11 protein-coding genes are annotated in these 14,036 nt (G+C 62.4%); 6 read left to right on the top strand and 5 right to left on the bottom strand.

The window, feature by feature from the left end; translation table 11 throughout:
- Positions 1-6 precede the first annotated feature (6 nt).
- The gene (locus N2600_RS05995; protein ID WP_020486055.1) at positions 7-1,305 is read left to right on the top strand and encodes an NAD(P)/FAD-dependent oxidoreductase; all 1,299 of its coding nucleotides are present in this window, start codon (positions 7-9) and stop codon (positions 1,303-1,305) included.
- A 12-nt stretch (positions 1,306-1,317) separates the two neighbouring features.
- Here the strand turns inward: N2600_RS05995 and N2600_RS05990 are convergent, their stop codons facing one another.
- The 3 genes from N2600_RS05990 to N2600_RS05980 all read right to left on the bottom strand — a co-directional run bounded on the left by N2600_RS05990 (position 1,318) and on the right by N2600_RS05980 (position 3,266).
- On the bottom strand, positions 1,318-1,875 hold the full coding sequence (locus N2600_RS05990; RefSeq protein WP_260298420.1) for a PH domain-containing protein: 558 nt from the start codon (positions 1,873-1,875) through the stop codon (positions 1,318-1,320).
- 85 nt (positions 1,876-1,960) lie between these two features.
- On the bottom strand, positions 1,961-2,773 hold the full coding sequence (locus N2600_RS05985) for a polysaccharide deacetylase family protein (protein ID WP_260298418.1): 813 nt from the start codon (positions 2,771-2,773) through the stop codon (positions 1,961-1,963).
- A 103-nt stretch (positions 2,774-2,876) separates the two neighbouring features.
- Positions 2,877-3,266: a DUF930 domain-containing protein gene (locus N2600_RS05980; protein ID WP_222386191.1), complete on the bottom strand. Its 390-nt coding sequence runs from the start codon at positions 3,264-3,266 to the stop codon at positions 2,877-2,879.
- 239 nt (positions 3,267-3,505) lie between these two features.
- Here N2600_RS05980 and N2600_RS05975 point away from each other — a divergent pair, with 239 nt between their 5' ends.
- Together N2600_RS05975 and N2600_RS05970 are read left to right on the top strand one after the other, a co-directional pair.
- Positions 3,506-5,614 carry a S9 family peptidase gene (locus tag N2600_RS05975; protein ID WP_260298416.1) on the top strand — a complete coding sequence of 703 codons (2,109 nt, stop codon included), beginning with the start codon at positions 3,506-3,508 and terminating at the stop codon, positions 5,612-5,614.
- Between the two features lie 229 nt (positions 5,615-5,843).
- On the top strand, positions 5,844-6,368 hold the full coding sequence (locus N2600_RS05970) for a DUF1697 domain-containing protein (RefSeq protein WP_162118098.1): 525 nt from the start codon (positions 5,844-5,846) through the stop codon (positions 6,366-6,368).
- Between the two features lie 158 nt (positions 6,369-6,526).
- Here the strand turns inward: N2600_RS05970 and N2600_RS05965 are convergent, their stop codons facing one another.
- Positions 6,527-7,981 carry an MFS transporter gene (locus N2600_RS05965; protein ID WP_260298414.1) on the bottom strand — a complete coding sequence of 485 codons (1,455 nt, stop codon included), beginning with the start codon at positions 7,979-7,981 and terminating at the stop codon, positions 6,527-6,529.
- Between the two features lie 241 nt (positions 7,982-8,222).
- Between N2600_RS05965 and N2600_RS05960 the strand changes: the two genes are divergently transcribed.
- The 3 genes from N2600_RS05960 (at position 8,223) to N2600_RS05950 (ending at position 12,797) form a co-directional block, all read left to right on the top strand.
- Positions 8,223-9,725 carry a protein adenylyltransferase SelO gene (locus N2600_RS05960; protein ID WP_260298412.1) on the top strand — a complete coding sequence of 501 codons (1,503 nt, stop codon included), beginning with the start codon at positions 8,223-8,225 and terminating at the stop codon, positions 9,723-9,725.
- A 196-nt stretch (positions 9,726-9,921) separates the two neighbouring features.
- On the top strand, positions 9,922-12,261 hold the full coding sequence (locus N2600_RS05955; RefSeq protein ID WP_260298410.1) for a glucose/quinate/shikimate family membrane-bound PQQ-dependent dehydrogenase: 2,340 nt from the start codon (positions 9,922-9,924) through the stop codon (positions 12,259-12,261).
- 71 nt (positions 12,262-12,332) lie between these two features.
- Complete coding sequence (locus tag N2600_RS05950) at positions 12,333-12,797, top strand: hypothetical protein (protein ID WP_260110468.1); 465 nt, start codon at positions 12,333-12,335, stop codon at positions 12,795-12,797.
- A 243-nt stretch (positions 12,798-13,040) separates the two neighbouring features.
- Here N2600_RS05950 and bla read toward each other — a convergent pair whose 3' ends face one another.
- Positions 13,041-13,970, bottom strand: coding sequence for a class A beta-lactamase (gene bla / locus N2600_RS05945; protein WP_260110467.1), 930 nt, complete (start codon positions 13,968-13,970; stop codon positions 13,041-13,043).
- Positions 13,971-14,036 lie beyond the last annotated feature (66 nt).

Below are 14,036 nucleotides of genomic sequence, written 5' to 3'. Positions count from 1 at the left end.
CCGTCAGTGGCATCTGATATCGATCTTGCCGAATCCGATCACGACCAGATGGTGAGTGGCCGCTCTCTCTGGGGCAAAAGCGGCATAGGGCCGCAATGGCGGCCGATCGGTCAGAGTTTTACCACCGACATCGCCGTCATTGGCGGCGGCATCACCGGCGCATTGGTTGCCGAACATTTGACGGCGCGCGGTTTTTCCGTTGTTGTCATCGACCGGGAGGAGCCCGGTTTCAGCAGCACCGCGGCGAGCACGGCGATGCTGCAATGGGAAACCGACAGCACGCTCATCGAACTCGAGGATTATTATGGCTTCGAGCGCGCCGCCGGCATCTATCGCCGCAGCGGCGCAGCAGTCGCCGGCCTTGCCAAGCTGATCGCCGCAAACGGCATCGCCTGCGGTTTCCGGCCGCGCAACACGCTCTATCTCGCCGCCAATCGCGAAGGCGCGCGGGACCTCTTGGAGGAGCGCCAGCTCCGTCGCCGGGCGGGTCTGCCCGGCGTCTATCTCGAACATCCCGATCTCTTCACGCAGTTCGAACTCGACAGGGATGGCGCGATCTATTCGCCGGGTTCGGCGGAGGCCGATCCGCTGCTTCTGACATGGGCCTTGATCGAGATGGCGGTGCGGCGCGGCGCGCGACTGGTGAGCGCCTCCGTGACCGCGCTCAACAGCGAAGGCGATCGCGTGACGGCGGAGACGGACAGCGGTCATCTCATCGACGCGCGTCATGTCGTGCTTGCGACCGGCTATTCGTTGCCGGGTGTCGACATGCCGAAGCTGCACCGCGTCAGTTCGAGTTGGGCGCTCGCCACAGTGCCGCAGGACCCGGCAAATTTCTGGCGCGACAGGGCACTGATCTGGGAGAACAGCCACCCCTATCTCTACATGCGAACGACGGCGGACAATCGCATCGTCGCCGGCGGCGAGGACGACGAGACGAGCGATGCGGCGGCGCGCGATCGCAAGCTGCCGGCCAAGATCATCGCAATCCAGGAGAAAATGAAGCGGCTGTGGCCGAAGGCGGATACGCGCGTTGCTCATGCCTGGTGCGGAACCTTCGGCGAGACGGCCGATGGCCTGCCGCTGATCGGCCCGGTGCCGGAGATACCGCATGTGTTCGCAGCCTGTGGCTACGGCGGCAACGGCATCACCTTTTCCTACCTCGCCGCACAGATGATCGGCGCCATGCTCGCCGGCATGCATCGCGACTGGTTCGAGGATTTCGCGCTCGACAGGGATGGGCCGGGTTTAGCACGCTTTCATTCTGGAATGTATAGAAACGAGACGGAAAGCCAAAGGCGCTAAAATTTCAGTCGTCTAGCTGGCTTGCTTTCTTGCACTCATTCGCAATTCTTCAACATGTTTAGCCACTTCGCGAACGTTTGAGATGCCGATAAAGGCGAATTTTTTGACGCTATCCCCTTCTCCCTCCCGACGGAAAGTGAGGGTTCCCGAGCGGTCCCATTTTTCCCGTACCTCCACGACGTTGATGGCCGTTGGTGCTATCGTCGTCGCTTGTCGTCTGATTAGATTTCGAACGATGAGAAGCCTGCGATCGGTGGCGGCGTAAGCGGTTCGGCCCGTAGCGATCATATCGAAAACCGCGCCCGCTATGGCCGCGACACCGGCCAGTAAAAAGACTCCGGGGAATATGATGCCCATTATTCCATCCGCCTTTTCGACGACGGCAAGCGCATTGTCAGCCGGCAGAAAGCCAACGCACCCGGAGATCACACAAATGAGGCCGATAATTAATTCAGGACACTTGGAAACGAAAGTTCCCCAGGCACCTGGCTGCCCTGTCCAAACAACAATTTCGGAGGGATGAAGCTCATTTTGAATTTCGCCTTCGACATTCCAAATCGCACGAGCCATGCGCTCCCCTACGTTCCCGCAACCGAACAAACAAAAACAGCATTATTCGTTTTCCGGGGGTAAACAAGCAAGAGATTCGGACGCTCTATTCGGTCGTCTTGTCGTCACCGGTATCCTCGACATCCTCGAGGCGGACGAACTGTGTGCCCTTGGCCTTGAGATCGACCAGCGCCTTCGCCACCCCCTCGCCGGCCGCATGGGTCGGCTGGTTGATGTGGGAGATGACGACATCGCCGTCCCTGGCGGAGGCGATGCGTTTTTCGGTGATGACAGCCCCAAGCAGCGAGCCGCCGTCGCCGTTTACCGAATAACCGGCAATGCGATAGCCCATGGCGCGGATCTCGCCGATGGCGGAAAGATCGTATTTGGCGGTCGAGCCGCGGAACCAGTGCGGCGCCGGAATGCCGGCCGTGACCATGGCGGCAGCGCCGCCTTCGACTTCCTGCCGCACCGCCTGCGGCGAGCCGGCAGAGGCGATGCCATAGACCAGCGTCGGCGTGTCGACGGCCGGAACATGGTTCTGGCCGTGGTTTTCGAGTTCGAAGAGATCGGGATTTTGCAGGAACACGGCAAGTGCTGCGGGATTGCGCTTCAGCCAGCGGGCAGTGACGAAGATCGTTGCCGGGATGCGTTCACGCACCAGCGTCGAAAGGATGCGCTCGTCCGCCTGCCCCACGCAGGCATCGAAGGTCAGCGCAATGCGGGCATGGTCTGCGATGTTGGAACGGGCGATGTGCAGATGCGGCTCGACGAGCTTTGGCGCCGGCGCCTTCGGGGCCGGGCTAACCGCAGCCGGGACCAGACCAATTGCGGTCGGCACGGCTGACGGAATTCCGTCCGCGAATGCAGCGGAGATGCTGACGACAAGGAACGCCGAAGCAAGCAGGATGCGGTTCATATAATGGGTTTCTATGGTTCGAACTGCCGATTTTAGCGGTAGCTCTCTCCTGGCGCCATGCGGCCGGATGTCACCGCAGCCGCTTTGGGCGGACAGGGTCGTATCAGTCATAGAGATAATACTTGTCCCACTTCTCGCGCGGCACCTTCTCGCCGATCTCGTAATCGAGCTCGCGCACGTTGATATGCTGCGGACCGGTGATGCAATTGTAGGAGAGATGGTACCAGTCGCCCTTGCTGCGGAAGACCGCACCCGGCGCATCCAGCGAATCGTCGCCGGGGATCGGGTCCTTGAAGGTATAGGCGATCACCTTGTCGGGCTTGAAGCCGGTGCTGTCCTTGTTGATGCGGCTCATCGCCTCGGTGTCGCAGCTCTGTTCCAGGCGGGTCGAGGGATCGAGTTTTTCCAGCTGCTTCTTGATGGCGGGATCGACGGCAAAGGCGGGGGCAGCAAGGCTTGCGAGGGATACAAACAGGATCAGACGTTTCGGCATTGCGGAGAGAATCCCTTACTGTTCTGCAATTTCTACCCTACCGCCGACAGCTTGCCGGGAGCTTGGCACGTGCAAATTCACTGAGATAGCGGACTTTGTTAAATATTGTGGTGACATCAAGGCAAGGTGGGCTGGGCGTCCTCCTTGTCTGTGGAAGGTCATCCGTGTCCTTGCCGCTTGATCCGGCGGCGGCGCGCCTCTATCTCTTGCCAACCCGACATTCCCACCGGAGCCATTCCTTGTCCGTTTTCAAGAGCCTGCCGACACCGCCTGCCGCACCGAAGAAGCCCGTCTCCGATACGCGCCACGGCATCACCCGCACGGACGACTATGCCTGGCTGCGCGCCGACAACTGGCAGGCGATGTTCAAGGATCCGTCGATCCTCGACCCTGAGATCCGCCGCCATCTCGAAGCCGAAAACACCTATATGAATGCGGCGATGGAGGATACCAAGCCGCTGCAGAAGGTGCTGTTTGCCGAGATGCGCGGCCGCATCAAGGAAGACGACAGCTCGGTGCCGATGAAGGACGGCGCCTATGCCTACGGCACCTTCTATGTCACCGGCGGCGAACAGCCGCGTTATTTCCGCATCGCCCGCGACGGCAATGTCGCCGACGAAACGATCCGCACCGTGCTGCTCGACGGCGACAAGGAGGCTGCCGGTAAGGCCTATTTCCGTCTCGCCGGCCTCGACCATACCAGCGACCACAGTCGCGGCATCTGGGGTTATGACGATAAGGGCTCGGAATTCTTCACGCTGCAGGTGCGCGACCTCCAGACCGGGCAGGATCTTGCCGACCGGATCGAGAATACCGGCGGCGGCGGCGTCTGGGCGCCCGACGGCAGGAGCTTCTTCTATTCGGCGCTCGACGAGAACCACCGGCCGTCGAAGGTGTTCCACCATATTCTCGGCCAGCCCCAGTCGGAAGACCGGCTGGTCTATGAGGAAGCGGATGCCGGCTTCTTCATGGGCGTCGGCGGCTCGCTGCTCGACGATTTCATCTATATCGACATTCACGACCACGAGACCAGCGAATACCGGCTGCTATCGACCAAGAACCTGACAGCCGAGCCGAAGCTGGTGGCGGCACGCGAGGAAGGCATCGAATATTCGATGACCGAGGGTGGCGACGTCTTCTACATCCTCACCAATGACGGCGGCGCCAAGGATTTCAAGATCATGGAAGCGCCGGTCGATAATCCGGTCAAGGAAAACTGGCGCGAAGTGGTCGCTCACAAGCCCGGCACGCTTGTTATCAGCCACATGGCCTATGCCCGCCATCTTCTGTGGCTGGAGCGCAAGGATGGGCTGCCGCAGATCATGATCCGCGATCGGGCGACCGGCGAGGAGCATGCGATCGCCTTTGCCGAGGAAGCCTATTCGCTGGGACTGCAGGGTGCGGCGGAATACGACACGGATATCATCCGCTTCTCCTATTCGTCGATGACGACGCCGTCGCAGCTCTACGACTACAACATGGTGACGCGCGAGCGCACGCTGCTGAAGACGCAGGAGGTGCCGTCCGGTCACAATCCCGACGACTACGTCACCCGCCGCGTCTTTGCCCCGGCATGGGATGGCGAGAAGGTGCCGGTCACCCTGCTCTATCGCAGGGATACCCCACTCGACGGCAGCGCCCCCTGCTTGCTCTATGGCTACGGCGCCTACGGCATCACCATTCCGGCCGGCTTCAACACCAACTGCCTGTCGCTCGCCGACCGGGGCTTCGTCTATGCCATCGCCCATATCCGTGGCGGCAAGGACAAGGGATTTTCCTGGTACGAAGACGGCAAGATGGACAAGAAGACGAATACCTTCAAGGACTTCGTCGCCGCGGCCGATTATCTGAATCAACAGAAGTTCACATCTTACGCGAAGATCATCGCCGAGGGCGGATCGGCCGGCGGCATGCTGATGGGTGCGGTTGCCAACATGGCGCCGGAGAAGTTCGCCGGTCTCATCGCCGCCGTTCCTTTCGTCGACGTGCTCAACACCATGCTCGACGACACTTTGCCGCTCACCCCGCCGGAATGGCCGGAATGGGGCAACCCGATCGACAGCAGGGAAGAATACGAGCAGATCGCATCCTACTCGCCCTATGACAATGTCGGTGCAGAAGCCTATCCGCCGATCCTGGCGCTCGGCGGCCTGACGGACCCTCGCGTCACCTATTGGGAGCCGGCCAAATGGGTGGCGAAGCTGCGCGACAAGACGACGGGCGACGCGCCGATCCTGCTCAAGACCAATATGGATGCCGGCCACGGCGGCGCCTCGGGCCGCTTCCAGCGGCTGGAAGAGATCGCGTTTGAATATGCGTTTGCGATCAAGGTGGCTGGGAAGATGTGAAGGGTTGGGGCATGCCGTGTGGCACCCCCCTCTGCCCTGCCGGGCATCTCCCCCACAGGTGGGGAGATCACAAGTGGCTTGAACTTCCTGCCCATCTATTGTTTCGCAGTGCTGGATGCTGATTGTTTGGGGAAGCCGATGCGCCCAGCCAATCTCCCCACCTGTGGGGGAGATGCCCGGCAGGGCAGAGGGGGGCGGGCTCGGCACACACGCCTAGGGAGACACCGAAATGCCCGTCTATATTGCGCTCCTCCGCGCCGTAAACGTCGGCGGCACCGGCTCTTTGCCGATGGCCGAGTTGAAGGCGATCTGCGAAGGCCTGGGCTTTTCCGACGTCAAGACCTACATCCAGAGCGGCAACGTGCTTTTCCGTTCGGATGAAGCGGAAAAGACCGTGGAGGAGCGGCTCGACGAGGCGCTCGGCAGGACGATGGGCAAGCGGCCAGGCGTGATGGTGCGCACCCGCAAAGAACTCGACGGGATCGTTGCCGACGTACCCTTTCCCGATGCTAAGCCGAACTTCCTGCTCGTCTATTTCCTGCCTGAAAAGGCGCCCGGCGATGCACTGGAGACGATGGTGGCGCCCGGCGGCGAGGAGGCGAAGCTCGCCGGCCGCGAAATCTATGTGCATTATCCCAATGGTTCCGGCGGCTCGAAGCTGAAGCTGTCGGCGTTGAAGCCTGGAACGTCGCGCAACCTCAACACCGTGCGCAAGCTCGCGGACATGGCGGCGGCGATGGAAGACGGGGACTGAGGGCAAGTCGTGGGACCATGACGTCGTATAGAATTTGATTCAAGCGACGTGCTTCATCTCCTTGTTTTCATGCATATCCTCGCCGCACGACCGCTGCGCATCCGTGGTCGTATTCATCAGGTCGCCAGCATCTCTCCGGGCTGCCGGGAAAGGCGGCGTCAGCCTTTGGCGACGGCGCCTTTCGTCTGTTTGGCCTTGTAGCCGGTGATCTCCTCGCCTGCGGTCGGCGAAAAGCGCAGGTTCCAGAAGGTGGCGGTGATCGAGATGATCGTGACGACGACGAAGGCCGCCGAGAAATCGCCGAGGGCCGGCGTCTCAGTGCCTGACAGGGCCATGGAGCCGTGCAGCGCCAAGGCGCCGATGCAGATGCCGAGTGACAGCATGAGCTGCTGGAAGGTGGTGTAGAAGCTGGTGGCCGAGCTCATCCGCTCCCTGCTGATCTCGTCATAGGCAATGGTGTTATAGGCCGTGAACTGGAACGACAGGAAGAAGGCGCTGAGCACCAGGACGATAAAGACCAGCGGCATCGGCCAGTCCGGCCGGAAGGCGGCACAGAAGCCATAGCCGATCGTGCCGAGGATGCCGTTGAGGACGAGACTTCTGCGGAAGCCCAGCCGGCGAAAGACGAACTTCGCCATCGGCTTCATGGCGAGAGCGCCAAGCGCGGTCGCGATGATGATCTGGCCGGCCGCAGCGGCAGACAGGCCGAAGCCGATCTGGAAGAGCAGCGGCAGCAGGAAGGGCTGCGCGCCTTGCGTGATGCGGGTCAGCGAACCGGCGATAACAGACGTGCCGAAGCTCGGCACCTTCATCAGCGAGAAATCCATGATCGGCGACGGATGCTTGCGGGCATGTCTGAGATAGGCGATGCCGAAGAGCAGGCCGATGGCGATCAGAAAGATCGAGAACGCACCCTCGCCTTCATGGCTCGACATTTCGAAGCCGAAGAGCAGCGAACCGAGTGAGATGCCCGAGAGGACGAAGCCGATCGTATCGAACGGACCGCTTGCCTTGCCGTTTATCTCGTCGATGTAGGTCGAGACGAGAATCACGCCGATGATGCCGATCGGCACGTTGATATAAAAGATCCAGCGCCAGTCGAGATAGGTGACGATGAAGCCGCCGAGCGGCGGGCCGACGATCGGGCCGATCAGCGCCGGCACGAGCAGCCAGGACATGGCGCTGACCATATCCTTGCGGTCGACGCTGCGCATCAGCACCAGGCGCCCGACCGGCATCATCATCGCACCGCCGATGCCCTGAAGCAGCCGCGCCAGCACCAGGAAGGACAGCGTCGGCGCCAGCGCGCAGAGGATGGAGCCGACGACGAAGACCGCGATGGCCGAGCGGAAAACGGTGCGGGAGCCGAAACTGTCGGCCATCCGGCCGCTTGCGGGAATGAAGATCGCAAGGCTCAGGAGATAGGAGGTCAGGGCGATCGACATCGCCGGGGCGCCGACGCCGAAATCGTGCGCCATGGTGGGCAGCGCGGTCGCGAGCACGGTCGCATCGATGTTTTCCATCAGCATCGCACTGGCGACAATCATCGCGATCACCCGGAAATTGGGCGTGGCGCGCCGAACCATCGGCGCCTGGTAAATCTGATCCGACATCGTCCGGGATCACTCGCGGTGGCGCGGCGGAGCACACAAGGCAGCAAGGCCGCGGGGGATGACATGGCGCGAAGCCAAGGGGAGACGATTTGCTATACGCCCGCGATCATGGCGGCGCTATGTCCTTTATGGCAAAGCTGCTTTGACGAGAGGTAAAGGCAGGTCACGATTCCTTGCATCGGGCTCGACCTTCGTGAAGGTCCGGCTTGCGCCGCGGGCACCCCGGCCCTACCTATGAACCATGACCTCCGCCCTGCAGAAAAACCGGCCCGGCGCGGCCTTTCCGTTCGACAACAGCTATGTCGGCTTGCCCCAGCGCTTCTTTGCGGCGCAAGCGCCGACCGCGGTGGCGGAACCCCGGCTGATCAAGCTCAACGAGCCGCTCGCCGCCGAACTCGGGCTCGACGTCGAGGCCTTGCGCCGCGACGGCGCTGCGATCTTTTCCGGCAATCTTCTTCCCGAAGGGGCCGAACCGCTGGCGATGGCCTATGCCGGGCATCAGTTCGGCGGCTTCTCGCCGCAGCTCGGCGACGGGCGGGCGATCCTGCTCGGCGAAGTGGTCGACCGCAGCGGCAAGCGCTACGATATTCAGCTGAAGGGCGCCGGACCAACACCGTTTTCGCGCCGCGGCGACGGGCGGGCGGCAGTCGGGCCGGTCTTGCGCGAATATATCATCAGCGAGGCGATGTTTGCGCTCGGCATTCCGGCCACACGGGCGCTGGCGGCGGTGACGACAGGCGAGCCGGTCTATCGCGAAGAGGTGCTGCCTGGCGCGGTCTTCACCCGCGTCGCGGCCAGCCATATCCGCGTCGGCACCTTCCAGTACTTCGCGGCCAGGGGCGACACCGACGGCGTGCGGGCTCTGGCCGATTATGTGATCGACCGACATTATCCCGCGCTGAAAGAGGCCGAGAACCCCTATCTCGCGTTGTTCGAAGCGGTCGCAGACCGCCAGGCGGCGCTGATTGCCTGCTGGCTGCATATCGGCTTTATCCATGGCGTGATGAACACGGATAATATGACCGTCTCCGGCGAGACGATCGATTTCGGCCCCTGCGCCTTCATGGATACCTATGATCCCGCCACCGTCTTTTCGTCGATCGACCAGCATGGGCGTTACGCCTATGCCAACCAGCCCGGCATCGGCCAATGGAACCTCGCAAGGCTCGGCGAAACGCTGCTGCCGCTGATCGACGCCGAGCCCGACAGCGCGGTCGACAAGGCAAATGTCGTGATAAAGAGTTACGGTGAACGCTTCCAGGCGCATTGGCTGGCCGGCATGCGCCAAAAGATCGGACTCTCCGGCGAAGAGGACGGCGACCTCGACCTGGTGCAGGCGCTGCTGTCGCTGATGCAGGCGCAGGGTGCCGATTTCACCCTCACCTTCCGGCGGCTGTCCGATCTTGTCGGCGATGACGCCGCAGAGCCTGAATTTGCGGCGAGTTTCCGCGAGCCGGATGCCTGCGGCGCGTGGCTCACGCAGTGGCGCGAGAGACTGTCCCGCGATCCGCAGACGGCCACGGAGCGCTCGACTGCCATGCGCAGCGTCAATCCGGCCTTCATTCCGCGCAACCACCGGGTCGAACAGGCGATCAAGGCTGCCGTCGAACACGGCGATTTCTCGCTATTCGAGGCGCTGCTGACCGTGCTTTCAAAACCCTATGAGGACCAGCCAGGCTTTGCCGCCTATCGGGAACCGCCGAAGCCCGACGAACGGGTGCTTGCGACCTTCTGCGGAACCTGACGGGCGCTCTCGCCCGTTTTGTGCAGCAGTTATGCCATAGCGATCCGCTTCCATCCGGCCCGACGCCCCGTTCGGTGCATCGGCACCCTGCGGCAATTGTGGCCGTTGAAAGGCATCTCCTTCGCGCTATCTGGCTGATCGGCGGGACTTTTCCGCCGATCCTTCACCCCGGCTAACCTCAGCGGGAGACAGCCATATGGCGATCGCCATCACCTCCATCTTCTTCATCATCATCGGGCTGGCACTCGGCGGCGGCGGCCTGTGGCTCGTCACGCTCGGCGGCAGCGTCTTCTATTTGTTCGCCGGGCTGATGTTCCTAATTACCGCCGGGCTGCTGTTGATGCGCAAGGCGGTGGCGCTCTGGGTCTATGCGGTACTCGTCGTCGCAGCACTCGCCTGGGCGATCTGGGAGGTTGGCTTCGACTGGTGGCAGCTGGGTCCGCGCGGCGGCATGATCATCCTGCTCGGGCTCTGGTTGCTGACGCCATGGATCCGCCGGCCACTCGGCCTGCGCAGTCCGACGGGCATCACCTATGCCGCGAACCCCTGGCCGCTCGTCGTGCCTGTCATCCTCGCCATCCTCGTCGCCCTTTATTCGATGACGACTGACCCGCATGATCTTGCCGGCGAGCTGCCCAAGGATACGGTTGCCGCCAATCTCGCCTTCGGCGGCAGCGTGCCGGATGGCGAATGGCATCAATATGGCCGCACGGCCTTCGGCCAGCGCTACTCGCCGCTCGACCAGATCACCGCCGAGAACGTCTCCACCCTCAAGGAAGCGTGGCGATACCAGACCGGCGACGTCAAGCGGCCGGACGATGTCGGCGAGACGACCTATCAGGTGACGCCGCTCAAGGTGAAGGACACGCTCTATCTCTGCACGCCGCATAACTGGGCGATCGCGCTCGACGCCAAGACCGGCAAGGAGAAATGGAAATACGATGCCAACTCCGGCATGAATCCCGACCGGCAGCATCAGACCTGCCGCGGCGTCACCTATTATGCCGATCCAACCGTGGCGGCCGGCCAGCCCTGCGCCGAGCGCGTCTACCTGCCGACCTCCGATGCCCGGCTGATCGCGCTCGATGCGGCGAACGGGAAGGTCTGCACCAGCTTTGCCGACCAGGGCGTGCTGCATTTGGAAACCGGCATGCGCTACAACCCGGCCGGCTATTATTATTCCACCTCGCCGCCGGTCGCGGTGGCGGGCAAGATCATCGTCGGCGGGGCGGTGAACGACAATTATTCGACCGAGGAACAATCCGGCGTCATCCGCGCCTTCGACATCAACACCGGCGCGCTGGTCTGGAACTGGGATTCCGGCAATCCCGATGTGACGACGCCGATCACCGGGGACCAGACCTACACGACCAACTCGCCGAACAGCTGGTCGGTCTTCAGCGTCGACGAGGCGCTCGGCATGGTCTACATCCCGCTCGGGAACCAGGTGCCCGACCAGATCGGCATCAACCGCAGCGACAATGTCGAGAAATTCTCGTCGTCGATCGTCGCGCTCGATATCGCCACAGGCCAGCTGCGCTGGGTGCGCCAGACGGTGCATCACGATCTCTGGGACATGGACGTGCCGGCGCAGCCGGCGCTGATCGACCTGACGAAGCAGGACGGCACCGTGATTCCTGCCTTGGTCGGCCCGACGAAGCAGGGCGATATCTATGTGCTCGACCGGCGCAGCGGCGAGCCGATCATCCCAGTCAAGGAAATCCCGGCGCCTGACGGAGCAGTCTCCGGCGATCATACCTCGCCAACGCAGCCGATCTCGGACCTTACCTTCTCGCCCGAACCGCTCCAAGAAAAGGACATGTGGGGCGTGTCGCTGTTCGACCAGATGGCCTGCCGCATCGACTTCCACCGTTACAACTATGAGGGCCGCTACACGCCGCCTTCGCTTAAAGGGACGATCGTCTATCCCGGCAATTTCGGCACCTTCAACTGGGGCTCGGTGGCGGTGGACCCGGAGCGGCAGATCATGTTCGGCATGCCGACCTATCTCGCCTTCACCTCGCGACTGGTGCCGGCCGCCGATATTCCGCCGAGAGGCCAGGACGAGAAGGGCAGCGAACAGGGGCTCAACCGCAATGACGGTGCGCCCTACGGCGTCTTCATGGGTCCCTTCCTCGGACTGCTCAAGATCCCCTGCCAGGCGCCGCCATGGGGTTATGTCGCCGGCGTCGACCTGCGCACCGGTAAGATCGCCTATATGCACAAGAACGGCACCGTGCGCGACATGACGCCATTGCCCCTGCCCTTCAAGGTGGGCGTGCCTGGCATCGGCGGACCGATGCTGACCAAGGGTGGCGTCGCCTTCCTGGGGGCTGCGGTCGACAACTACCTGCGCGCCTATGACGTGACGAATGGCCGGGAGCTCTGGCAGGGACGGCTTCCCGCCGGCGGCCAGGCGACGCCGATGACCTATACCACTGATGACAACAAGCAATATGTCGTCATGGTCGCCGGCGGCCACGGCTCGGTCGGCACCAAGGCCGGCGATTATGTGATCGCCTATACGTTGCCGTGACGCGAAGCTTCTCGCAAGCTCTGCGCAGGATTGCCGCGCCATTCTCTCCCTGTTTTTCGGGGTGAGTTTTTATGGAAATTTCCAGTAATATTCGCAATTATTACGGCATCGGCAGTCTTTTCGATCGGTCGGCCAAATCCAAGAATCAGCAGACGACGGACTTCGACAGCACTGCGCCCAATACCGCGCCCGGTCTCCAGACCAGCAGCACGCCGCCGTCGATCGCCAATACCATGTGGGCTCTTCAAAGCAGCGAAGGCCCCTATATCAACCCGCCTTCCGAGGAAGAAGTGGCGGCAAGGACGGCGCATGATTCCGTGGTCGACGAATTCTCCAAATGGGGCAACATGACGCCGGCGGAATATATCCGGGCTCGCTATCTCGAGCAGCACGATCTGTCCGAAGCCGATCTGGCCGCCATGCCGGCGGACCAGCGCGCCGCGATCGAGAAGGAAATCGCTGACCAAATCAAGCGCGAGATGGCCGGCATCGAGGATGACGGCACCGATACGGCGGACGACGTTCCGGCTGCTTGAGCGGGAGCATTTCGAATTGCCCGCGTTTGAGAAAGACCCCTCCCCAACCCCTCCCCACAAGGGGGAGGGACTGCCGTGTAGCGCCCGTTGCATTTCGTTCCTGACGATGCAACGTGTGGTAGCGTATTTTGGTGGCAGGATCTCGCCTCAGGTTAGTCCCTCCCCCTTGTGGGGAGGGGTTGGGGAGGGGTTTTCCGACGCGAACCGGACAACTGTCGATCACGCCGTTCGCCATTTCCTGATTCACACCATCTCGACGATCATCCGACCGACCTCCGCAAAGAGCGGGTTGAGTTCCTTCACCGGCACAGTCGCCTCGCTGATATAGACGGCGGCGACGATCGGGCCGCGATCCGGCGGCCAGATCACCGCGATATCGCCGAGAGAGCCATTCGGTCCGGTTCCGGTCTTGTCGCCGACCTTCCAATCCGCCGGCAGGCCGGCCCTGAGTCGCTCCTTGCCTGTCGTGCTCGCTACCAGCCAAGCGATCAGCCTGTCTGAGGAGGCCTCGGTCAGGACCGAGCCGAGCGTCAGGTTGCCGAGCGTGTCGAGCATCGCATCGGGGGTCGTCGTGTCGCGCGGATCACCCTTCCTGCCCTCGTTCAACGTCGGCTCGTTGCGGTCGAGACGCGTCGTACCATCACCGATCGAGCGCAGCCAATCGGTCAGCCCCGCCGGACCGCCGAAACTTTCGAGCAGCAGATTACCGGCCGTATTGTCGCTGACGGTTACCGCCGCCTCGCAGAGTTCGGCAAGGGTCATGCCATCGGTTCCGGCGTGTTTTTCGCTGATCGGCGAATAGTCGACGAGCTTGTCCTTGCCGTAGCTCACGCGCCGGTCGAGGTTCTCCTCGCCCTTGTCAGTCCGGGCAAGCACGAAAGCGGCCGCCAGCGCCTTGAAGGTGCTGCACATCGGAAAGGCCTCGCTGCCGCGATAGCCGAAGGAGATGCTCGTCTCGGTGTCGAGCACCGAGACCCCGAGGCGACCGCCGGTGCGTTTTTCCAAAGCGGCAAGGCGATGTTCAATATTGTCTTCGCCCTCGCCCGCACTCTCTTTGGCACTCTCCTTGGGCCCCTCCTCGGCATTGGCGGGAAGCGCCAGCGCGGCCAAGCCCATTGAAGCCAGACACAATGCCGAGCCCATCAGCATGCGGCGAGTCAAACTGAGATCCATGAAATCCTCCGGCGAATCAGGAGGACAGAGCTAAGCAGCGATTGCGGCGACTTGTCGTCCGCGCGC

It is taken from the genome of Rhizobium sp. WSM1274 (assembly GCF_025200775.1).
Classification (GTDB): Bacteria; Pseudomonadota; Alphaproteobacteria; order Rhizobiales; family Rhizobiaceae; genus Rhizobium; species Rhizobium leguminosarum_I.
The sequence above is the reverse complement of the archived record's forward strand: the minus strand, read 5'-3'. Positions and strand labels throughout refer to the sequence as shown.